This window comes from Clostridium sp. LIBA-8841, assembly GCF_034439435.1.
In the GTDB taxonomy this organism is placed as follows: Bacteria; Bacillota; Clostridia; order Clostridiales; family Clostridiaceae; genus Sarcina.
Genome location: NZ_JAPCKJ010000001.1, coordinates 745,007 through 769,138 on the forward strand (window position 1 = coordinate 745,007; position 24,132 = coordinate 769,138).

General features: G+C 30.6%; 23 protein-coding genes and 1 other annotated feature. All 23 genes read right to left on the reverse strand.

The genetic code is table 11. The features are described 5' to 3' along the window. Positions 1–2: 2 nt before the first annotated feature. The 23 genes from OIF33_RS03140 to OIF33_RS03250 all read right to left on the reverse strand — a co-directional run bounded on the left by OIF33_RS03140 (position 3) and on the right by OIF33_RS03250 (position 23,893). Positions 3–1,241 carry a cell division FtsA domain-containing protein gene (locus OIF33_RS03140; protein WP_322502769.1) on the reverse strand — a complete coding sequence of 413 codons (1,239 nt, stop codon included), beginning with the start codon at positions 1,239–1,241 and terminating at the stop codon, positions 3–5. 78 nt (positions 1,242–1,319) lie between these two features. Beyond that, entirely contained in the window at positions 1,320–2,372 is a 1,053-nt protein-coding gene (locus OIF33_RS03145; RefSeq protein WP_322502770.1) for a type IV pilus twitching motility protein PilT, read from the reverse strand. 179 nt (positions 2,373–2,551) lie between these two features. Further along, positions 2,552–3,253 (reverse strand): RNA polymerase sporulation sigma factor SigK, encoded by a 702-nt coding sequence (gene sigK / locus OIF33_RS03150; RefSeq protein ID WP_322502771.1) that lies wholly within the window; start codon positions 3,251–3,253, stop codon positions 2,552–2,554. Between the two features lie 66 nt (positions 3,254–3,319). Continuing rightward, positions 3,320–4,984 carry a penicillin-binding transpeptidase domain-containing protein gene (locus tag OIF33_RS03155; protein ID WP_322502772.1) on the reverse strand — a complete coding sequence of 555 codons (1,665 nt, stop codon included), beginning with the start codon at positions 4,982–4,984 and terminating at the stop codon, positions 3,320–3,322. A gap of 127 nt (positions 4,985–5,111) precedes the next feature. Next, entirely contained in the window at positions 5,112–5,738 is a 627-nt protein-coding gene (udk, locus tag OIF33_RS03160) for a uridine kinase (protein WP_322502773.1), read from the reverse strand. Beyond that, complete coding sequence (locus tag OIF33_RS03165; RefSeq protein WP_322502774.1) at positions 5,738–6,967, reverse strand: U32 family peptidase; 1,230 nt, start codon at positions 6,965–6,967, stop codon at positions 5,738–5,740. The genes udk and OIF33_RS03165 overlap by 1 nt, the downstream gene beginning before the upstream one ends. Before the next feature lie 6 nt (positions 6,968–6,973). Then, a complete protein-coding gene (locus tag OIF33_RS03170) occupies positions 6,974–7,618 on the reverse strand; it encodes an O-methyltransferase (RefSeq protein WP_322502775.1) in 645 nt (214 codons plus the stop codon). A gap of 15 nt (positions 7,619–7,633) precedes the next feature. Beyond that, on the reverse strand, positions 7,634–8,662 hold the full coding sequence (gene mltG, locus OIF33_RS03175) for an endolytic transglycosylase MltG (RefSeq protein WP_322502776.1): 1,029 nt from the start codon (positions 8,660–8,662) through the stop codon (positions 7,634–7,636). A gap of 150 nt (positions 8,663–8,812) precedes the next feature. Next, the gene (gene typA / locus OIF33_RS03180; RefSeq protein ID WP_322502777.1) at positions 8,813–10,642 is read right to left on the reverse strand and encodes a translational GTPase TypA; all 1,830 of its coding nucleotides are present in this window, start codon (positions 10,640–10,642) and stop codon (positions 8,813–8,815) included. Between the two features lie 155 nt (positions 10,643–10,797). Further along, the gene (locus OIF33_RS03185) at positions 10,798–12,465 is read right to left on the reverse strand and encodes a ribonuclease J (RefSeq protein WP_322502778.1); all 1,668 of its coding nucleotides are present in this window, start codon (positions 12,463–12,465) and stop codon (positions 10,798–10,800) included. A 70-nt stretch (positions 12,466–12,535) separates the two neighbouring features. Beyond that, the gene (locus OIF33_RS03190) at positions 12,536–12,988 is read right to left on the reverse strand and encodes a Fur family transcriptional regulator (RefSeq protein ID WP_322502779.1); all 453 of its coding nucleotides are present in this window, start codon (positions 12,986–12,988) and stop codon (positions 12,536–12,538) included. A 20-nt stretch (positions 12,989–13,008) separates the two neighbouring features. Next, positions 13,009–13,263 carry a DUF1292 domain-containing protein gene (locus OIF33_RS03195; protein ID WP_003459598.1) on the reverse strand — a complete coding sequence of 85 codons (255 nt, stop codon included), beginning with the start codon at positions 13,261–13,263 and terminating at the stop codon, positions 13,009–13,011. A gap of 16 nt (positions 13,264–13,279) precedes the next feature. Continuing rightward, a complete protein-coding gene (gene ruvX, locus OIF33_RS03200) occupies positions 13,280–13,693 on the reverse strand; it encodes a Holliday junction resolvase RuvX (RefSeq protein ID WP_322502780.1) in 414 nt (137 codons plus the stop codon). 47 nt (positions 13,694–13,740) lie between these two features. Then, positions 13,741–13,998, reverse strand: coding sequence for an IreB family regulatory phosphoprotein (locus tag OIF33_RS03205; protein ID WP_322502781.1), 258 nt, complete (start codon positions 13,996–13,998; stop codon positions 13,741–13,743). A gap of 142 nt (positions 13,999–14,140) precedes the next feature. Further along, entirely contained in the window at positions 14,141–16,780 is a 2,640-nt protein-coding gene (alaS, locus tag OIF33_RS03210; RefSeq protein WP_322502782.1) for an alanine--tRNA ligase, read from the reverse strand. Positions 16,781–16,944: 164 nt separating this feature from the next. Continuing rightward, positions 16,945–17,115: a binding site (T-box leader), on the reverse strand. Positions 17,116–17,340: 225 nt separating this feature from the next. Next, positions 17,341–18,378: an AI-2E family transporter gene (locus tag OIF33_RS03215; RefSeq protein WP_322502783.1), complete on the reverse strand. Its 1,038-nt coding sequence runs from the start codon at positions 18,376–18,378 to the stop codon at positions 17,341–17,343. Between the two features lie 83 nt (positions 18,379–18,461). Next, a complete protein-coding gene (locus tag OIF33_RS03220; RefSeq protein WP_322502784.1) occupies positions 18,462–18,938 on the reverse strand; it encodes a PRC-barrel domain-containing protein in 477 nt (158 codons plus the stop codon). 147 nt (positions 18,939–19,085) lie between these two features. Further along, positions 19,086–19,595, reverse strand: a complete 510-nt coding sequence (locus OIF33_RS03225; RefSeq protein ID WP_322502785.1) for a PH domain-containing protein — start codon at positions 19,593–19,595, stop codon at positions 19,086–19,088. A gap of 189 nt (positions 19,596–19,784) precedes the next feature. After that, on the reverse strand, positions 19,785–20,390 hold the full coding sequence (locus tag OIF33_RS03230) for a GNAT family N-acetyltransferase (RefSeq protein WP_322502786.1): 606 nt from the start codon (positions 20,388–20,390) through the stop codon (positions 19,785–19,787). Positions 20,391–20,706: 316 nt separating this feature from the next. Continuing rightward, entirely contained in the window at positions 20,707–21,786 is a 1,080-nt protein-coding gene (mnmA, locus tag OIF33_RS03235) for a tRNA 2-thiouridine(34) synthase MnmA (RefSeq protein ID WP_322502787.1), read from the reverse strand. A 25-nt stretch (positions 21,787–21,811) separates the two neighbouring features. Further along, a complete protein-coding gene (gene nifU, locus OIF33_RS03240) occupies positions 21,812–22,240 on the reverse strand; it encodes a Fe-S cluster assembly scaffold protein NifU (protein ID WP_322502788.1) in 429 nt (142 codons plus the stop codon). A 2-nt stretch (positions 22,241–22,242) separates the two neighbouring features. Further along, entirely contained in the window at positions 22,243–23,439 is a 1,197-nt protein-coding gene (gene nifS / locus OIF33_RS03245) for a cysteine desulfurase NifS (protein WP_322502789.1), read from the reverse strand. Further along, entirely contained in the window at positions 23,432–23,893 is a 462-nt protein-coding gene (locus tag OIF33_RS03250; RefSeq protein ID WP_322502790.1) for an Rrf2 family transcriptional regulator, read from the reverse strand. The genes nifS and OIF33_RS03250 overlap by 8 nt, the downstream gene beginning before the upstream one ends. Positions 23,894–24,132 lie beyond the last annotated feature (239 nt).

Below are 24,132 nucleotides of genomic sequence, written 5' to 3' on the forward strand. Positions count from 1 at the left end.
CTTTAGAAAAGCTCTTCTAAGAACGCCATTATTTTGGAAAGCCCTCTCTTCTTTACACTTTTATTTTCACTTTTATTTTCCTTATCAACGGTTACTTTCTTACCTGAAAGCAACTCTTCATCACATATTAATTTTAACCTATCATATACCTCTTTAACAATACTAATTGCATTAATTATTGAAGAATTGTCAAATAAAAATTGTTTTTTAGTGAATATTTTTACATCTTTATCAGATATATATTCCAATCTTTCCTTAATGTGTTCATAATAACTGATACCATCACCAGTTAATATTATCATATCTGTAGTGTTTAAAATCTCTTTTTCTACTAACTTATTATTGACAATTTCTAGTATTTCGCTTAATCTAGCATCTATAATATCATGAATTAAATAGGTATCCAATATATAATCTTCAAAGGAAATATTATTGTAATCCTTTCTAATACTATAATATTTTGAAGAATATTGCAATTTTAATCTTTCTGCTTCTTCTTCTGATATTGATAAACATATTGCTAAATCTTTACTTATGTTCCTTCCACCTAAAGGCACGCAGTCTATATCCTTTAATACATTTCCTTTATAACTATATATCTGAGTTTCTTCAGCACCAACATCAATAATTACAATATTAGAAGTTTCTGTTTTTTTATTCAGAAATATATTTTTAAATCCAAATCCCAATCCAATTGTCCCTAAAACTTCATAACCTGCCTCTAGAACAATCTTGTTTAGCACACTTATTTTTGACTTAGGTGCAACAATTAAGTCCTCATCTATTTCTATTCTTTCTGTTTTCATTCCTATTGGGTTCTCTACAAAGCCAACTTCTTCTGTATAAAATGAATTTATTACACTATCGGCTACACATTCCTCTTCAGAAAGATTTAATGTTCTTCCTTCTATATAAGCCTCTTCTAAGTTTTCTTTAAAAACTAATGAATCATCATTATCTGTATAGGAATACCCCTTATTTTCTACTATTTTGCATTCATTATTTTTTAATGTTAAGTAAACACCTTGAATATTATGTCCACTTTTTTCCCCTAGTTCTTTTAGACATTCTTTTACGGCCTCTATAACAGACTCTTCATCTATTATTTTACCCTTAGATACACCATGCACATCTTTTACTACAAAATCTAATACTTCAAATTCTCCACTTTCATTTTCACCAGATATAGCTGCACAGATATTTCTGTTTCCAATATCCAGTCCCACTATGTTTTTAGACATTTTTTCTATGTGTACCTCCCTATCTAAAAATTGTGATTAATATATATATTCTCTTAAATTCTTAAATTTCCTCTATATTTAATACATCAATAATCGACTTAGAATTTCCCTATCTATTGCAGAATTCATCGCAGTTTCTTTTGTTATGACACCTTCTCTAAAAAGCTTAGCCAATTCCATGTCCATTGTTGTCATACCATATTTACTTCCTGTTTGTATAGATGATTCTATTTGATGCGTTTTTCCTTCTCTTATTAAATTCCTTATAGCTGGTGTAGCAGTCATTATTTCTAAGGCTGCCGTTCTCTCACCATCAACTGTTTCTACCAATTGTTGTGATATAATTACTTGTAAAACAGATGCTAATTGTATTTTTATTTGTTCCTGTTGGTGTGGCGGGAAAACATCTACTATTCTGTCTATAGTTTTAGCTGCTCCTATAGTATGAAGAGTTGAAAATACTAAATGTCCAGTTTCAGCTGCTGTTATTGCTATTGAAATAGTTTCTAAATCTCTCATTTCTCCAATTAAAATAACATCTGGATCTTCCCTTAAAGCTGCTTTCAATGCTCTTTCATAGCTCAAAGTATCTTTACCTATCTCTCTTTGATTTACAATAGATTTATTATGTTTATGCAGAAATTCTATTGGGTCTTCTATAGTTATAATATGAGCCTCTCTATTAGTATTTATTTCATTTATTAGAGCTGCTAATGTAGTACTCTTACCACTTCCTGTTGGTCCTGTAACAAGTACAAGTCCTCTTTTAAGATTACATACCTCCTTTAAAACATCAGGATATCCTAACTTTTCTAAAGTTGGCATCTCTACAGATATGACTCTTATAGCCAATGCTGTACTATTTCTCTGCTTATATATATTAACTCTAAATCTACCTTTACCATGTATTGAATATGAGGTATCATACTCTCCGATGGCATCATACTTTTCATAGGCATCCTGTAGTATTTCCTTAGCATATGCTTCAGTATCTCCAGGACGTAGTATTTCATGTTCTAGCCTTACTAATTTTCCATTAACCTTTATTATAGGAGAAATACCTACTGTTAAATGCAAGTCAGATGCTCCCTCTTTAACTGTCAATTCTAAAAGTTCTGTCAAACTTTGCATAATCTCCTCCTAAACTTAACTCTCAATAAATAATTTGTCCATTTCACAAAGAAATGAACAAATTATTCATAGAAGAATTCACCTTTTTTATCGTATAATAAATATTATAAACCATATGATATTTCAATTCCATAATTTTATAAAACTTATTTTTTTTTATACAATTTCTTAAGTATCATTTAATATTTGAATTCTTTATTTAATTTTTTTAATGCTTTTTTTTCTATTCTAGATACATATGACCTTGATATACCAAGAATCCCTGCTATTTCTCTCTGAGTTTTTATATCACCATCTAATAAGCCATATCTCATCTGAAGTATTTCTTTTTCTCTAGAACTTAAAATATCAGACATTTTTTTATAAAGAGCCTTAACCTGTAATGAGTTTTCAACTATTTCCAAAACCGAGTCTGCATCGCTACTTAAGATATCTATAAGACATATTTCATTTCCTTCTTTATCTACTCCTATAGGATCTTGAAGAAACACCTCTCCCTTAGTCTTTTTATTATTTCTAAAAAGCATAAGTATTTCATTATCTATACACTTAGCTGCATATGTTGCAAGCCGTATGCCTTTGCTGGTATCAAAGGAATCTATAGCCTTTATTAACCCTATTGTTCCTATAGATATAAGATCGTCCATTTCCTTTGAATTTTGATAACTTGAAGAATACTTCTTAACTATATGTGCTACTAGCCTTAAATTCCGCTCAACCAATATACGTTTAGCCTCAACATCTCCATTTTTCAACCTTTCTAAGTACATCTTTTCATCCTTTTCATTCAAAGGCTTTGGAAAAGTAGAATTCCCTGTTACATAGCCAGTTAAAAAAATATTGCTACCAACTAATTCTAATAAGTATTGTAACATGAACATGCCGTTCCCCCTATTAATGCTTATTACTATAATATGAGTTGATAGCTAAAATATTGCTAAATCTATTTATTTTTTTGTAAGTTCTAAAACTATATCTCTAAAAATAGGACCTGCAGTATTACCTCCACCTGGCTTTCTATCTTCATAGACATTCTTTATATTTGGCACCATAACTCCTAAAGTATAGTATTTTCCTTCATGTTTAAAGTATCCTAAAAACCACCCATGAAGTTCCTCTCCTAAAGCCTCTGCTGTTCCTGTTTTAGCCCCTACCTCTATTCCTTCAATTTGAGTTACAATGGCAGTTCCCTCTCCAACAGTAGAATTCATTACACTTTTTAAATTATTAGCTGTTTCTTTAGAAATTACATTTTTTCTAAGTTCAGTAAACTCTTTTACCATTTTACCCTTTTGATTTTCAAATCCTTTTAATATATATGGCTGTACATACTCTCCTTCATTAACAACAGGAGCTATTATTCCTGCCATTTGGATTAAACTTGTTTGCATTGATTGACCAATAGAAAGGTTAGTTATACTAACATTTTCTGGTACAGCCCCTCTAGTTTCCATACCAGTCTTTTCATCCAAACCTAATACTGAAGAAAAAATTCCTTGTTTCTTTGCAAAATCTAAAAGTTCTTTTGTTCCTATTTCAGCTCCAAGTTTTGAGAAAACATCATTACATGAAACCTCAAAGGCTTCTTTTACACTAATAGTTCCATGTATTTTTTCTTTCTTACATACTAAGCCCTCACATCTTAACTCATCTGAAAGACTTATTCCTTTTAACTCCATTGCCGCTTCTAAGGTTAATATTTTAAATATTGATCCTGCTTCATACCCACTAATACTTCCAGAACCTAAAACAACATTAGGTGATCCTTCATTTTTTTGTGCTAAGGCTAATACTTCTCCACTAGCACTATCAATAAGAACAGCTCCAGCATTTTGAAATGTTTTATATTCTTCTTTTGATAATACATCTCTAACTATTTTTTGCATTTCACTATCTAATGTTAATTTAACATTTAGATTACTCTCTGGTATATCATACTCCTCTTCTCCATATAAGCCATCATGGTCTCTTTCAAAAACAATTTTAGGGTCTTTATTGTTTTCTAACTCTTTCTCTATTATCATTTCTAAAGACTTTTCTTCTTTATCTATTTCCTTAGTCTCAACCCTTTTATTTTCATTTTCTACTAAGGCAAAACCTTTAGTAGATGTTAACATATTCTCTATTTTCCAACTTTCATCTTTTTTCTTTTCTTGAGCCACATAAGTGTAAATTCCCTTTATATTTTTTAAGCTATTTATTTTATCAAAATTCTCTTTTGATACATCATAATATAACTTACCTCCATTTTTAACCACAGCATCAAAAGAAAAGTCCTTGTCCTCTGATTTCATAATATAATTAAAAGCCATTATATTTTCTAAGTTCTGATTTAAATTATTTAATTTAAAAGCCATAGTATCTATAACTACCTTGTATTTAATATCATATTGAAAAATACTCTTTCCATTTCTATCTAGAAGAGAATAATTATAGTCAGAAATTTGTTCATATTGTTTATGATTCCCCTTAAAACTACCAGTTTCTCTTGTACTATATTTTTTTTGAATATAGTAAACTCGCATACTAAGTAATATTAAAACTAAAAGCAGTAAAGATACTAAGCTTATTAATCTATTTTTAATTTGTGTTTTTCTTTTCCTATTAAACATAAAAATACCCCTCCTGGCTAAATTCTAGCCAAGTTAGGGGTATTTTATTCAGCAATAGTTATTAGTTTTGTCTTATTATTGAAGTAAATCTTCTAAGACAAGGATTCCAACCAATATATTATTTATATTATTCGTATTGTCCTAAAACCTCTTTTATTTTTGCAACAATAATATCTATAGCAACTTTGTTATGTCCGCCTTCTGGTATTATTATATCTGCAAATTTCTTTGTAGGTTCTGTAAATTGGTTATGCATAGGCTTAACTACATTTAAGTACTGATTTATAACAGACTCTATAGTTCTACCTCTCTCATTTATGTCTCTGACCATTCTTCTTATGATTCTAACATCGGCATCTGTATCAACGTAAATTTTTATATCTAGAAGTTCTCTTATTCTTGGATCTTCTAAGATTAATATTCCCTCTACAATAACAATTTCCTTTGGTTCAACTGTAGTTGTTTCTTCAACTCTGTTATGTATTGCAAAATCATAACTTGGTTTTTGTATAGAATGTCCATTTAGAAGTGATTCTAAATGAGAAACTAAAAGGTTGTTATCAAAAGCATGTGGATGATCGTAGTTAGTTTTAACTCTATCCTCCATTGATAAATGGCTTTGATCCTTATAGTATGAATCTTGTTCTATCATAGCAATACATTCTTCACCAAATTGTCTGTATATTTCCTTTGCTATTGTACTTTTACCTGAGCCAGTACCACCTGTTATTCCTATAAAAATTGGTCTCTTCATTAGCTGTTTGCCTCCTTGCACTTAATTAACATATCATTTATCTTTACAGGCTTATCTATTTTAACCTTGAATATCATTTGAGCTTTGTTAGCAACATCTATTTTTTGATCTTTTTCATCTTTCATATCATTCATTTGGATTTCATAGTAGTCTCCAACTGGAGTTAAGACTTCTACTGTATCTCCTTCGAATAATCTGTTTCTTTGCTCTATAGTTGCAACTTGAGTTTCTTCGTTATAATCTCTAACAACTCCTACGATATCATAATCTCTTATATAAGATGATGATTCATAAACTTGCTCACCTGATTTTCCAAAATAAAATCCTGTGTGATATCTTCTGTGACTAACCTTTAATAGATTATCCATTAATTTTTGGTCAAACTCATATCCTTCTGGATCTTCCCAATACTTATCTAAAGCTTCTCTGTAAGCTTTAACAATTGCTGCAACATAGTATGGGCTCTTCATTCTTCCCTCTATCTTAAATGAGTATATACCACTCTTAACAAGCTCTGGGATATATTCTATCATACATAAATCCTTTGAATTCATTATGTATGTACCTTTATCATCTTCTATAACTTGGAAATACTCTCCTGGTCTCTTTTCTTCCATTAAGTAATACTTATATCTACATGCTTGAGAGCAAGCTCCTCTATTTGAGTCTCTTCCTGTCATATAGTTAGATATTAAGCATCTACCTGAGTATGCCATACACATTGATCCATGTACGAAAGCTTCTAAATCACAATCTTCTGGTAAGTTCGCATGTATCTTTTCAACTTCTTTGAAGCTAAGTTCTCTAGCTAAAACAATTCTCTTAACTCCTAAGCTGTGCCAAAACTTAGCTGACTTCCAGTTTACGTTGTTTGCTTGAGTACTTAAGTGTATTTCTAAGTCTGGTGCAACTTCCTTTGCAGTGATTATTATTGATGGATCTGAAACGATTATTGCATCTACATTTAAATTATCTAGACCAATAATGTATTCTTCTAATCCTTCTAAATCATCATTATGAGGGAATACGTTCATAGTAACATAAACTTTTCTTCCTCTATCATGAGCATACTTTACTCCCTCTGCTATTTGTTCGTTAGTAAAGTTATCAGCGAAAGCTCTTAAATTAAGCTTACTTCCTCCAATATAAACTGCATCTGCTCCAAAATCTATTGCTGTTTTTAATTTTTCTAAACTACCTGCTGGTGCTAATATTTCTGGTTTTCTCATGTTTGCTTACCTCCTCTTAGTTAACGCAATTCCATCTCCCATAGGAATAACAGTTGTTATTAGATTTTCATCCTTCGAGACTAAATCTAAATACTTTCTCATTCTTTTAACAATAGTTATTTTTCTTCTTTTCACTAAGTCATCAGAAGCAACCATTCCTCTAAACAATACATTATCTGCTATTATAATTCCGTCATCTTCTAAAAGTCTTAAACATTCTGGTAAAAAATGATTATAATGTCCTTTACCTGCATCCATGAATATCATATCAAATTTTTCATCAAGACTTTCTAAAACTTCTAAGCAATCTCCCTGTAAAATCTTGATTTTATCTTCTAAACCAAATTTTTTGATATTCTCTGTAGCATATTTTATCATATTCTCATCTCTTTCGATTGTAGTAATATGACAATTTCCATTAGTAGCTTTATTCATAAGTATTGAAGAATATCCTATAGCTGTTCCAAGCTCTAAAATCTTCTTTGGCTTATTCATAGCTACCATAAATTCAAGAAATTTTGCACCTTCCTTTTGGATTATAGGTACCTTATTTTCTTTTGCAAAGTCTTCTAACTCTTTTAATTCGTCATTTCTATCTGGAATAAGATCTCTAAGATAATTTTCCATATAATCAAAGGTTACTCCACTCATTTGCTCCTCCAAATTTTAGTATCCAAATTCTTTCTTTTTAGCTAAGAAATCTTCGTAACTATTAGTGAAATAGTGTTTATTATCTGATGGATTTAATAAGTAATATATGTAGTCTGTTTTAGCTGGTCTTATTGCAGCTAAAAGTGAAGGTTTTCCTGGATTGCATATTGGTCCAACTGGAATTCCTTTAATTTTATATGTATTATATGGTGAATCTACTTTTAAATCCTTATAAAGCACTGTATCCTTATGCTCTCCTAAAGCATATAAGACCGTTGCATCAATTTGTAATGGCATTCCTTTTTCTAATCTGTTGTATATAACAGATGCTATTTCAGGACGCTCACTATCATCTCTAGCTTCTTTTTCAATCATAGAGGCTATAGTTACATATTTCTCATACTCTTCATTTGGAATTGTAATGCCTAATTCACTCTGTATCTCACTCATTACTTGCTCAAACCTATTTAACATCATCTCAACAACTTGAGTTGGTGTTGTACCTTTAGGAAATGTATATGTATCTGGGAATAAGAATCCTTCTAATTCATATTTTCTTTCCTTATTAGGTTTTATAAATGATGGTAATGGATACTCTTTAACTGCCTTTATAAACTCCTCTTTAGTGCATACTCCACTTTCTTCTAACTTATTAGCTATATCATCAACTGTATAGCCTTCTGGAAATGTTACCTTAGCTTCTGATACTTTTCCCTCAGTTAATACACTTATAAAGTCTGACAAGTTTATATCACTACTAACAGTATATGTTCCTGGTTTTATACTTTCTTTTACATCATTAAACTTTATGTATATCTTAGAAAAGAATGAACTTCTAAGTATATCCTCATTATTTAATCTCTGAAAAAGACCATGAAGCGATTCTCCATTCTCAACCTTAAATGTTATGGTTGAATTGTTAGACTCTAAAGGGTTCTTTTTTATCGAGTTATATTTTACTATAAATACAGCTAAGTTAATCAAAAGTAAAATTAAAAATATAGCTATTAAAGCCATACTTTTAGAGCTTTTTAGCTTTTTCACAGTAGTACCCCCTTATATTTAAAGATAAATGGCCGGGAAGCCATTTATCTAATTATAAAACTTTTTTTAATAAAAACAAACTTGTTTTACTAAATTTTGTTTATATAAACAAAGTTATTTTCTCAAAATTTATCTACAAATTCGATTTAATTATTTTTTACTTCTGTTTATTGCTCTCTTTCTCTCAGCACTATCTAAAATTCTTTTTCTCATTCTTACACTTACTGGAGTAACTTCAACTAACTCATCATTGTTTATGAACTCTAAACATTGCTCTAGTGACATTTGTCTTACTGGAGTTAATTTTAAAGCGTCATCAGCTCCTGATGATCTTGTGTTAGTTAATTGTTTTTTCTTACAGATATTAACATCTATGTCATCTGCTCTTGAACATTCTCCACAAACCATTCCAGCATAAACCTCTGTACCTGGTTCTATGAATAAAGTTCCTCTTTCTTGAGCATTGAATAATCCATATGTAACAGCTTCTCCAGATTCAAATACTACGATTGATCCTCTACTTCTTCCTGGGATTTCTCCTTTGTATTTTTCAAATCCATCAAATACATGGTTCATTATTCCGTTACCCTTTGTATCTGTCATGAATTCATTTCTGAATCCTATAAGACCTCTTGCTGGTACTCTGAACTCTAATCTTGAGTATCCATTTACTGCTGAAGTCATGTTTACCATCTCAGCTTTTCTTGGTCCTAATTTTTCCATAACAGGTCCCATGAATTCTTCTGGAACGTCTATAGTTAAGTGCTCCATTGGCTCAACCTTAACGCCATCTTCAATTTTAGTTATAACGTTTGGCTTAGAAACTTGGAACTCAAATCCTTCTCTTCTCATAGTTTCTATAAGTATTGAAAGGTGTAATTCTCCTCTACCACTTACCTCGAAACAGTCTGGAGTTATTTCATTTACTCTTAAACTTACGTTAGTTTCTAACTCTTTTAATAATCTATCTCTTAAGTGTCTTGAAGTTACGAAATCCCCTTCTTTACCAGCAAATGGTGAATCATTAACCATGAAGTTCATGTTTAATGTAGGCTCGTCTATTTTAACAAATGGTAATCCTTCTGGATTTTGTGCATCTGTTATAGTTTCTCCAATATTTACATCAGATATACCACTTACTGCAACTATATCTCCTAATTGAGCTTCATCAACTTCTACTCTCTTTAATCCATCATGAGTATAAAGACTTGATATTTTGAATTTAGTCACAGTTCCATCTTGTCTTACAACAGCCGCTTGTTGGTTTTTCTTAGCTGTTCCTCTAGTTATTTTACCGATAGCTATTTTACCAACATACTCACTTGAGTCTAAAGTCGTAACTAACATTTGTAAGCTATCTTCTATTGAACCCTTTGGTGATTCAACTTTTTCAATTATAGTATCGAATAAGTCTTTCATGTTATCTTTTGGTTCATCTATATTAATTGTAGCTACTCCATCTCTAGCTGAAGCATAAACTATTGGGAAATCTAATTGCTCATCGTCTGCTCCAAGTTCTAAGAATAATTCAAATATTTCATCTATAACTTCTTCTGGTCTAGCGTCTGGCTTGTCAATTTTGTTTATAACAACTATTGGTTTTAATCCTAACTCAAGAGCTTTTCTTAAAACGAATTTTGTTTGAGGCATAGCCCCTTCATATGAGTCTACTACAAGTAAAACACTTTCAACCATTTTAAGTACACGTTCAACTTCTCCACCGAAGTCAGCGTGTCCTGGTGTATCTATTATATTTATTTTAACTCCATTATAGTGAACAGCAGTGTTCTTTGAAAGGATAGTGATTCCTCTTTCTTTTTCTAGATCGTTTGAGTCCATTACTCTTTCTTCAATTTTTTCGTTTGTTCTAAAAACGTTACTTTGTCTTAATAATGCGTCAACTAAAGTTGTTTTACCATGGTCAACGTGGGCGATTATAGCTATATTTCTAATGTCATTTCTTATGAATTCGTTACTCATTATATATTCCTCCAATTTTATGTGCATAAAAAATTGGATACTTTTAAAGTACCCAATTTTTCTTTACCTTATTAGATTCTACTGTTAAGCTTGAAAAAAGTCAACACAACATTTTTACTTAAACAGTTACATTATACATTATCATCTAAATTTTTTTATATTTCCATTATTATTGGTAATATCATTGGTTTTCTCTTTGTTTTTTCATAAAGGAAACTTCTAAGTCCATCTCTTATGCTAGATTTCATAGTAGCCCAATCACAGATTCCTTTTTTCTCACAGTCTCTTAAGATGTCTTTTACTATTTGCTTTGCTTCATCCATTAAATCTTCTGATTCTCTTACGTAAACAAAACCTCTTGATATAATATCTGGTCCTGCTACAACTGAAGCTGTTTCCTTAGAAATAGTAACAACTACTGTAAGTATTCCATCTTGTGAAAGATGCTTTCTATCTCTTAGAACTATATTTCCTACATCACCTACTCCAAGACCATCAACAAAGATTTGACCTGAAGTAACAGATCCATTCTTTTTAATTGAATCTCTAGTGATTTCTATAACATCTCCATTTTCACCTATCATGAAATTCTTTTCTGGTAATCCTACATCAACAGCAAGCTCTGCATGTCTCTTAAGATGTCTGTACTCACCATGAACTGGTAGGAAGAATTTCGGCTTTGTAAGAGCTTGCATAAGCTTTAACTCTTCTTGACAAGCATGACCTGAAACATGGACATCAGCTAATTTTCCGTATACTACCTCAGCTCCTTTTTTGAAAAGTTGATTTATAACCTTAGAAACTAACTTTTCATTTCCTGGTATAGGAGTAGCAGATAGTATTACAGTATCACCCTCAATGATATTAACTTTTTTATGCTCTGAAGATGCCATTCTAGCTAAAGCTGACATTGGCTCTCCTTGACTTCCTGTAGTAATTATTGTAACTTGCTCACTTGGATATTTATTTATAGCATCTATACTAACGAAAGAATCCTTATCTATTGTTAAGTAACCAAGTTCTATAGCAACCTGAACTATGTTCTCCATACTTCTTCCAGAAACAGCAATCTTTCTTCCTGTCATTTCAGCAGCTTCAACGATTTGTTGTATTCTGTGGATATTTGAAGCAAATGTTGCTATTATAATTCTTCCTTTTGCCCCCATAAATATCTTCTTAAGATTTTCTCCTACAGCTCTTTCTGACATTGTATAACCTGGTCTCTCTACATTTGTAGAATCAGCCATAAGTGCTAAAACACCTTTTCTTCCTAGCTCTGCAAATCTAGCGAAATCCATTACTTCTCCGTCAGTTGGAGTATAGTCTACTTTAAAGTCACCTGTATGAAGTACAACTCCTAATGGTGTGTGTACTGCTATAGCAACTGAGTCTGCTATACTATGATTAGTTTTTACAAATTCAACTGATGATGACTTTAATTTTATAATATCTCTTGGTTTAACTCTTATAAGTTCTGTTGTACTTAATAAACCATGTTCTTTTAATTTAGTTTCAACTATTCCTAAAGTAAGTTTTGTTCCGTAAACAGGTACATTTAAATTTTTTAACACATATGGTAAAGCTCCAATGTGGTCCTCATGTCCATGAGTTAAAAATATTCCTCTAACTTTATCTGCATTCTTAACAAGATATGATACATCTGGAATAACTATATCAATACCAAACATATCTTCATCTGGGAACTTAAGTCCACAGTCAACTACGATTATATCGTCCTTAAATTCGATAACAGTTAGGTTTTTACCTATCTCGTTTAAACCACCTAAAGGTATAATTTTAACCTTTAGTTTTTCACGTTTCATATTTTCCCTCCTCTTTTTTGTAGTGATACGCTTATGTATAAAAGAGGTTTCCTCATTTGAGAAAATTTCTCTATTCATTTTTACAATCCTTGCATATTCCGAAAAACTTTACTGTATGATCTAATATTTTAAAACCGTATTTAGTTTCAATTTCTTCTTCTAATTCGTCTAATAAATCCGCCTCAACTTCAAAAACTTTTCCGCATTTATTACAAACTAAGTGATGGTGTCTATGCTCTTCATCATCATGAGCAAGCTCATATCTGCTACATCCATCTTCTAAGTCTAACTTATAGATTACACCCATCTCTTCTAGAAGAATTATTGTTCTATAAACGGTAGCTAATCCAATCTCTGGACAACCTTTTTTAACCTCGTCATAAATTTCCTCAGCCGTTAAGTGCTTACCCTCATTTTGTATTATAGTATCAACTATTGCTCTTCTTTGAGGAGTTAACTTATATCCTTTTTTCTTTAATTCTTCTTTCAAAGCATCAAAATCTACTGAAGCTATATTTGTCATATTAAAACCTCACTTTACCGTTATTCTTCTTCTGCGAATAAAGTTGCATAAGCTTCTTCTATCATTTCAATTTCAAAATCATTCTCAACTGGAGCTAGAGTTTCTTCTCCATCTTCATCTTGAACAACTTGCATAGCTATAACTACATCTTCTTCACCTTCTGGTGATAATAAGAAATATTCTTTCTCTTCTATATCTAATTTAGTTACTACGTTGAATGTTGTTTCTATTCCTTCTTCATCAACTAAAACTATTGGTTGTAAATCGTTATTCATATTAATTTCTCCTTTTTTACTTTGATATTCTGTCTAAGTATCCTTGTAATATATAAGTAGCCGCTATTTTGTCGACTATTTTCTTTCTCTTCGCTCTTGATAAATCCGCTTCTAACATGGCTCTATGAGCAGCAACCGTTGTAAGTCTTTCATCCCAAAACTCTATCTTACCATCAAAAGACTTTTGAATTTGTTCACATAAATTCTTAACCATCTCTCCTGAAGGTCCTATTGTTCCATTCATGTTTTTTGGCATACCTGCAACTATAGTTTCTACTCCATACTCTTTGCATATTTTCATAACTGCTTCTACATCTTTAGTATAGCAATCTCTTTTTATAGTTGTTACACCTTGAGCAGTCCATCCAAGTGGATCACTTACCGCAACCCCTATAGTTTTACTTCCGATATCTAAACCTAAAATTCTCATTGAATCTCCTTATATAAACGAAAGAGTACCCTTTCGGGCACTCTTTGTTATTTTATCTCTAGATAAGATTTTATAACTTCTTCAAGTATTTCATCTCTTTCCAGTTTCCTTACTAAAGCTCTTGCCCCGTTGTAATTAGTGATGTAAGTAGGGTCACCTGAAATTAAGTATCCAACTAGCTGATTAACCGGGTTATAGCCTTTTTCCTTTAGTGAGTTGTATACATCAGTTAATATTGATTTAGTTAAGTCTCCCTTGTTCTTACTAAAATCAAACTGCATTGTGTGATCAAAATTGTTACTCATAACACGCTGCTTACTAGCAGCTCACCCCCTTACAGTAAATATATTTATTTTATATATCTACGTATATTATTATCTTTTAAATTAGTTTTTATTCACGCTTTACTTTATAATTATTATAAACTATATTGGCATAAAAGTACAACTATTTTACAAGTATTTCTACAACTTCTTTTGCTTTTTCTAAAGCTTTAGCTATATTTTCTGGATTTTTTCCACCAGCTTGAGCCATGTCAGGTCTTCCACCTCCACCGCCGCCTACAACTGATGCAACTTCTTTAATAACTTTTCCACAATGAACTCCATTAGCTAATGAGTTCTTAGTTGCCATAGCTACTAGGTTTACTTTTCCATCATTATCACTTGCTAGAACAACTATTCCATTATTTAATTTATTTCTAACCTTATCAGCTAAATCTCTTAATGAGTTTCCATCAACATCTTTAAGCTCTGCTGTAACTAATTCAACTCCGTTTATCTCAACTTTGTTATTTAATATGTCATCTTCAGCACCTTGAACTAATTTAGCTTTAAGTTCTGCTATTTCTTTATCTTTTTCTTTTAATTCATGAGTTTGAGCTGCTATTTTCTTAGTAATGTCTTTTTCATTACACTTAAGCATTGAAGCAGCCTCTTTAAGCATGTTGTTCTTAAGTTCCATGAATTTTAAAGCACTTATTCCAGTAACAGCCTCTATTCTTCTTATACCAGCTGCAACTCCTGATTCTGAAACTATCTTAAATAATCCAATTTCTCCTGAGTTAGCTACGTGAGTTCCTCCACATAATTCTTTTGAGAAATCTCCAACGGCAACAACTCTTACCTTTTCAGCATATTTTTCATCAAAAAGACAAGTTGCTCCACTATTTCTAGCTTCATCTAATGACATTTCTTTTGTATCAACTACAGCTACAGTCATTATTTTCTCATTTACTAATAATTCAACTTTTTCTAATTCTTCCTCAGTTAAAGCTGCAAAGTGAGTAAAGTCAAATCTTAATCTTTCTTCATCAACATATGAACCTGATTGGTTTACATGATCTCCTAAAACTTCTCTTAAAGCTTCATGTAACATGTGAGTAGCAGTATGGTTTTTACATATATTAGATCTTCTTGAAGCATCTACTGATAATTTAACCTCTTGACCTTCTTTTATACTTCCTTCTACTACTTTAATGTAGTGAACAAATTTTCCACCAACATTCTTCTTACAATCAGTAACTATTGCCATTCCTGTTTCTGAAGTTAAGTTACCTTTATCTCCAATTTGACCTCCCATTTCAGCGTAGAATGGAGTTTTCTCTGTTAATAAGAATCCTTCTTCCCCTTCTGAAAGTTCAGCCTTGAATTCTTCGTTGCTTCCTAAAACTATAACTTTTGAATTAAGTTCTAAGTTAACATATCCATCAAACTCAGTAACTACTGAAGCATCAATCTTGTTTATTGGACTTTCTTCACTTCCCATGTAGCTACTTTCGCCTCTAGCATTTCTAGCTCTTTCTCTTTGCTCTTTCATTTCTTTATTAAAGTTTTCTATATCTAACTCTAATCCTTTTTCTTCTAAAATCTCTTGAGTAAGTTCTAGTGGGAATCCAAATGTATCATATAATTTGAAAGCTTTAGCTCCTGATAAAACTTTCTCATTCTTTTCTTCCATTTCTGAAATATAGCTCATAAGTATATCCATACCTGAATCTATTGTTTCATTAAATCTTTCTTCTTCTAATTTGATTATCTTCTTAATATAATCAGCTTTTTCTTTTAATTCTGGATAAGCTTCTCCATAGTTTTCAACTACTGCATCAACCATTTCATTTAAGAATATTCCCTTAACTCCTAAAAGTCTACCATGTCTAGCAGCTCTTCTAAGAAGTCTTCTTAAAACATATCCTCTTCCTTCGTTTGAAGGTTGAACTCCATCACAGATTAAGAAAGTAACACTCTTACCATGGTCTGTTATTATTCTTAATGATACATCAGTGTTTTTATCTTCTCCATATTTAGCATTTGTTAATTCGCATGCTTTATTTAATATGTTTTTAACTGTATCTATTTCAAAGATGTTATCAACACCTTGCATTATTGTAGCTATTCTCTCAAGACCCATTCCTGTATCTATGTTCTTTTGAGCTAACTCGTTATAGTTTCCTTCTTCATCTTTATCAAATTGAGTGAAAACTAAGTTCCAGAACTCAACTATTCTATCAGCATCAGAAGCTTCTAAGAATTCTTCAACAGTCTCAACTTTTCCTTCTCCTCTATCGAAGTGAATTTCTGTACATGGACCACATGGACCTACTCCGATTTCCCAGAAGTTATCATCTTTTCCTAATCTGAATATTCTGCTTGGATCTACATCTGTTTTACTAGTCCAAATGTCATAAGCTTCATCATCATTTAAGTATATTGTTACATATAACTTATCTTTAGGAATTCCTAAAGTTTCTGTTATGAACTCCCAAGCCCAAGGAATTATTTCTCCTTTAAAGTAATCTCCAAATGAGAAGTTTCCTAACATTTCAAAGAATGTACCATGTCTTGAAGTTTTTCCAACATTCTCTATATCACCAGTTCTTATACACTTTTGGCAAGTTGTTATTCTCTTTCTTGGTGGTTGCTCTAAGCCTGTGAAGTAAGGCTTTAAAGGTGCCATACCAGCGTTTATTAATAATAAACTCTTATCGTTTTTAGGTACTAGTGGAAATGATTGTAATCTTAAATGATCTTTGCTTTCAAAAAAGCTTAAGTATTTTTCTCTTAATTCATTTGCTCCCATGAATTTCATAATTCTTTACCTCCAAATTTTATGTATTTATCCTTTTGCTTCAATCTTTAATCTCTCTGTTCTTTAAAACAGATTAAAAATTCACTTAGCTCTTAGATAAGTTTTTTATTTTATTATTAGTTTTACACACAAAAAAAGAACATAAAAACAAACACCCCTAAAACTCAAGGGACGAAAGCCTATGCTCCGCGGTACCACCCTAATTATGTAAAACTACATCACTCTAAAAAATATAGCTCAAAGATAGCTTCAACACCTCTTTTAAGAAGTTCTCACCAACCACTTCCTCTCTGGATAAAAGATAAATGCCTACTCATTCTCGTCAACGCTTTTCATTTAGTTATTATAGGCAAATTATAAGAAAAATTTCTTCACATGTCAATATAATTGCCAATTGTATGTGTATCTATTTCATTAAAATTCCTTTATATTATATGGTAAACTTAGATATTTCACATAAATACTAAACTTTCCTTTTTGCTATGTTTCATGTAAAGGTTGATTTGTATAAAAACATATGATAATCCTAATCACTGAAAATCTTAGCTTCATTTTAAACCTTAAAGGAACATATAATAATCCCAATCTTCATATATTACCTTAATTATAACTGCTATAGGGACTATAAATACCATCCCCATAAGGCCTCCTATTTGCTCTCCAATTAAAAGCAATATTATGATTAATATTGGATGCATATCTATACTCTCTGCCGTAATTTTAGGTGCTATTAAGTTTCCTTCTATTTGTTGAATTATTAAGAAGGTTACTATGACCCATAGAACTTTACTTGGTCCTTCCACTAAGGCCACAATAATGGCTGGAATTGCTCCTAAAATAGCTCCAAAGTAAGGTACTATATTTAATAAGGCATTTAAAAATGCCAATAGTAATGGAAACTTTAAACCTAATATAAGCATCCCTATAAAAGTCATAACTCCAACTAGCAAACTTAAAAGTAATTGTCCTAAAATATATTTACCTAAAACCCTATCTATATCCCTTCCAAGATTTTTTAATAGGGATCTTTTGTTCATAGGGAAAAAATATAAAAATTTATTAGAAATCAAATCTCCATAAGCTAAAAAATAATAAGCTAAAACTGGTATTACAGCAAAAGCTAAAATATTTTCAGAGAACCCAATTAAATTATTTATAGTATTATTAGCAAAGTTAGCTATAAATATATTGAGTTTTTCTGTAGCTTGAGCCTCAACAACGTTAAAAACTCCTGAATCCATAAACTTCATCTTCATTGCTAAGTCATTTATAAAAGTTTCAATGCTATTTATAAGTCCATCAAAGCTTTCTCCTTCTTTAAACATACTTGGAATTAGAGCCATGAAAAAGAACAGCATTAAGAGAATTATTCCTACTACCACAACCATAGCTAAAAAGCTCTTATTAAATTTTGTTTTTTCATACAGTAACCTATATAAGGGTTTTAGAATATATGCAAAAACTCCTGATGCTATTATTATAATAATAGTATTTCTAAAAGCTTCAAATCTATAAAAAAGAAATATAAATAAAGCTGCTATCAATATAATTATTATATTTCTAGTTAATTTTCTTTTATTTTTTAAAGCCTCAAACATTCTAATTCCTTCTTTCACTTAATATCAAAAATAGCATAAGATAAAGAATAATCCTTTCTCTTCTATAAAGATTGAATAATTATTTAATCTTTATAAGATTTAGCTGGAAGCATTCTCATATTTATATTCTTGTTACCAAAAAACAAAATATTCTCTTCTCCCAAAATAGTCTCTTTTAGTTGAACTACTCTTTTTCCATTCTTAAACTTATCAAAGATTCCTCCAACCACAATTAGTCCTCTTATATAAAAATCATAGTCTATTAAAATATCCTCTAATATACCAAGCATATGTCCATCCTTATTTATAAGATCAAAATCTTTTATTTCACTAAATTTTAATCCTTTATGTATGTGAACTCCCTCAACCATAATAGTCTCACTTAAAGAAATGACATTAGTTAAATCCACATAATCTCTCTTTGAAAATAATTTTTTTGTTACTATGAATCCCATAACTTTTCCATTGAAATAATCCATAGCAAGATCACATACCACTCCAACCTTTTTTCCATTAGAATCAAAAACCTTAAGGCCAATTAAATCTCTTACTCTATACATCCTAAAAGTCCTCCCTTCCTAATTCAAGCAAAGTCATTAGTAATAATATTTAGTATTATCTATATCTTTCCAAAAAATACACAGTTTAAAGGTTATTTTAGAATTATTTCCATAAAATATAGCTAATATAAAAAAGATGATTAAATATTATACATTAAAATATTTAATCATCTTTTTCATTATATCTACTATATTATAATTTTCTTTTTCTTTTTTAAGTTCAAGTATTTTATAATATTCTTTTAATGTTTCTTCATTTGAACCTAAGTTTATCATATAATTATCACTTTTAGTTTTGATGTATATACTCTCATTATTTAAATTTTCAACAAAGCACTTGCTTACTCCAAAATTCTCAAGACTTTCCTCACCAAAAATTTTATCTCCAAAATTTCCTCCTCCCTTATTCCACTGTATATTTAAGGGACCATCTACGACTTTCATTGATTTTATATCATTTAAATTAATCTTGGCATCTCCCCATCCACTAATTCTAATTTCATTTTTTGATAAATTTATTATAAAAGGATTTTTAATCATATTTGAAAAATAAAAGTATAAACCAGCAGCAATACCCATTACTACTATGAAAATCATTAAAATAATTATTGCAAAAAATTTTTTATGTTCTTCTAAAGCCAAGGCTTTATAAATCATAAAATTTCCTTCTTTCTTTATATTTATATAAATTAATAATATTACTTACAATTCTATAATTAAACTGAACTTAATTATTAATTTGCTATTTTAAACCCAAATTTGTTTATAAATTACAAAATAAAGAACTATTAGTTATGTATTAAACATAAAACCAATAGCCTCAATGTTAAAAATCTTAAAAATTCGTTATATTTTAATTCTATTATGAATTTTCATTTTCATCTCTATAAGATATCCAAGTCCTTGAAGTAAAGTAATTGGATTATAAACTCTTTTATATTCTTTAAATCCAATTTTTTCGTATAAATTTTTAGCATTAATATTTTTGGATAAAACCTCTATATAGCATTCTTCAAAAATTCTTTCATCATTACAGACAAAATTAATAAGCGCTGTAGCTATTCCCTTACCTCGGTATTTTTTATCAGTTACTAAGTAATCAATGTATAAATCACTGTCTCCCTTTACTGCTGGCTTTTCCATAATTGATTTCATCTGCTTATATACTATTGTTCCTTTTCCATTTCCCAAAAGCTTTTTAAAAACTTCCTTATTAAGAGAAACTGCTCTTTTTTCATTTGTTCCACTGCCTAATAATCCTACAACTTTATCTTTCTCAAGTGTAATATAAATCATAGAGAAATCTAATGAATAAAAAAATAATTCATTTAACACCTCTCTATCTTTAGTAAAAGAAAACATCTTATGAAATCCTTCTGCGAATAAACCTGTAGCTTCTCTTTTATACTCTTCATCTAATTCTGATAACTTTACTATACTAAAATTTTTCATTTACTCTTTCTTTCCCCCATATCACTAATTATCTTTAGAAAACATTTTTTAAAATCCAAATTCTCAAAAATCAAAGTAATATTAATTATAATATCTTTTTTGTAAATAATATACATAAAAGCAAATAAAATAAAGCACTATAAAATACACCTACCTAAGGGTAATTATGATTGGCGAGATAATTAAAACTTTTTATTTTATGTTTTAAGAAGTTTTGTGATAGTAGTAAAAATAATATTTATATGGATCCCTAGTATATTCTCTAAAAACTCCTAAAAAGCTAAAATAAAAAAAGCCCCCTTGCGGGAGCTTTTTATTAAAGTAGGCTTTCGATTATTCCTCCACCTACAACTAAATCATCTTTGTAGAAAACAACAGATTGACCTTTAGTTATGGCTCTTTGTTTATCTTCAAAAGAAACCTTAATTCTTCCATTTTCCATAGGACTTATAGTAGCCTTAGCTGGTCTAGCTGAATATCTAATCTTAGCTTCAACTTCCATTGGCTCTTCAAGTTTATCTATAGATATTAAGTTTATATCCTTACAAACTAAATCAGTTTTAAAGATATCTTCTTCTGGTCCAACTACAACTGTGTTAGTTACAGGGTTTATATCTGTAACGAATACTGGTCTTCCAAGAGCTAATCCTAAGCCTTTTCTTTGACCTATTGTGTAGTAAACTATTCCTTTATGTTTTCCTAAAACATTTCCTTGCTTATCAACAAAGTTTCCTGGTCTAACTTTGTTTGGAGCAGCTTCACATATGTATCTTCCATGATTGTTATCTGGAATAAAGCATATTTCTTCACTGTCCTTTTTATTATGAACATCTAGACCAATTTCTTTAGCTATTTCTCTAATTCTATCCTTTGTAAACTCTCCACAAGGCATTAAAGTATGCTCTAACTGTTCTTGAGTTAAGTTATATAAAGCATATGTTTGATCTTTTCTGTCATCCTTTGATCTTATGAGCTGGACTCTTCCATCTCTCTCCTCGATTTTAGCATAGTGACCTGTAGCAACATAGTCTGCACCTATACCTTTAGCTTTTTGTAAAAGCTCATCGAATTTAAGATATTTATTACATGCAATACATGGATTTGGAGTTCTTCCTTGTATGTACTCATCTACAAAATAATCTATTACGTTTCTTTTAAAACTATCTCTAAAGTTTAAAACGTAAAAAGGAATATCTAATTTTTGAGCAACTCTTCTTGCATCATCAACGGCTGAAAGAGAACAACATCCGCCTTCTCTCTCTTCATATTCCTTATCCTCTTGCCATATTTGCATTGTAACACCAATTACATCATATCCCTGTTCCTTTAAAAGGTAAGCAGCAACGGAGCTATCAACTCCGCCACTCATACCTATAACAACCTTTTTCTTTGTCACAAAATCACCACTTTAATTATTATTCTTAGCCGTGAACATGCTCATGTATGTCATGTGAATGTTCTTTCATATCCCAAGGCTCTAAACCTTGACTTTTTCTATAGTCGTTTATAGCTTTGTGTATAGCTTCTTCTGCTAATACTGAGCAGTGCATTTTTACTGGTGGAAGACCATCTAAAGCTTCAGCAACAGCTTTATTTGATAATTCCCAAGCTTCTTCTACAGTTTTTCCTTTTATAAGCTCTGTAGCCATACTTGATGAAGCTATAGCAGATCCACATCCATAAGTTTCGAATTTAACATCTTCTATGATGTTATTTTCTATTTTAAGATATATTCTCATTATATCTCCACATTTAGCGTTACCAACTTCTCCGATTCCGTTAGCGTCTTTTATTTCTCCTACATTTCTTGGGTTTTTGAAATGATCCATAACTTTTTCACTATATATCATGATTAATTCTCTCCTTCTACTTCTCTTAAATGATTTTTCCATAATGGTGACATACTTCTTAATCTTGCGATTATTGGTGGTACTTTTTCTAATACGTAATCTACGTCTTCTTGAGTTGTACCTTCACCTAAACTTAATCTTAATGATCCATGTGCTATTTCATGAGGAAGTCCTATTGCTAATAACACGTGTGATGGATCTAATGATCCTGATGTACAAGCACTTCCGCTTGAACCACATATTCCTTCAAAGTCTAATGAAAGAAGTATTCCTTCACCTTCTATAAACTCAAAGCATACATTTACGTTACCTGGTAATCTCTTGCTACCATCTTTTGGTCCGTTTAATCTTGTAAATGGTACTTCTAATAATCCTTTTATTAATTCATCTCTTAACTTAGAAACCTTAGCTATATGTTCTTCTAGGTTATCTCCTGCTATTTCCATAGCTTTTCCTAATCCAACTATTGCAGGGATGTTCTCAGTTCCAGCTCTTCTAGCTCTCTCTTGACCACCACCATGGATTAAGTTATCTATTCTTATACCTTTTCTGATATATAAAGCTCCAATTCCTTTTGGTCCATAGACTTTATGTCCAGCTAATGAAAGTAAGTCAATGTTCATATCTTTAACATCAATCTTAACATTTCCTACAGCTTGAACTGCATCTGTATGGAATATTACTTTTCTTTCTCTACAGATTTTACCTATTTCCTTAACTGGTTCTATAGTTCCTATTTCATTATTTGCAAACATTATAGAAACTAAGATAGTTTTATCAGTAATAGCATTTTTTAATTCTTCTAAATCAACAAATCCTTCTTCATTTACATCTAAGTAAGTTACTTCGAATCCTTGCTTTTCTAACCATTGGCAAGTGTGTAGTACAGCATGATGCTCTATTTTTGAAGTTATTATATGATTTCCTTTATTCTTATGAGCAAAAGCTATTCCTTTTATTGCCCAGTTATCTGCTTCTGATCCGCCACCAGTAAAGTAGATTTCATTTGTATCTGCATTTAAAACTTTAGCTACTCTTTCTCTAGCAGTATCTACAGCCATTCTTGATTCTCTTGAAACTCCATAAAATGCTGATGGATTTCCAAATTTATTTGTGAAGTATGGTAACATTTCCTCTAATACTTCAGGTTTAACATATGTAGTTGCTGAGTAGTCCATATAAACAACTCTATTATTCATTTTCTTCACTCCTACTAACAATTTTTAAAGCTTCATTTTTTTCTTTCATAGCCTTGTAATCTTCTACTATATCTTTAAGAGTTACTGAATTAGTAACCTCATCTATACTTGTTTTTATCTTTTTCCATAAAAGTCTAGTTGCGCAACAATCAACATTATTACAAACTACATCCTCTAAACATTCAGATATTTCTATTGGTCCTTCTAAAACCTCCATAATATCTGCTACTGTTATTTCTTCAGGTAGTCTATTTAAAACATATCCTCCTTGAGCTCCTCTAATACTTTTTATAAGCTTAGCTTTTCTTAGAGAACTAAATAATTGCTCTAGATAATATTCAGATATATTTTGTCTTTGTGATATTGATTTTATTGACACAGGTGACCCACCATAATTTATAGCTAAATCAACCATGGCTTTCACACCATATCTTCCTTTGGTAGATAATTTCATTTAATCACCTCTAAATCTGACTAATTCGATGTACTTTATGTGATTATAATATCAAAGCCGAGTAAATTTGTCAACTATAATATTTACATATTCTTTATTTAAAAATATAAATATTTCAAAGAAAATTTGTCTAGTTTATCCATTGTAATCACAGCATAAAGGAGTTTTTATTAAATCACAAAAAGTAAAGCTTTTAAGTCTTCTACATTTACAAAAAAGACTCAAACTCACTGCTTTTT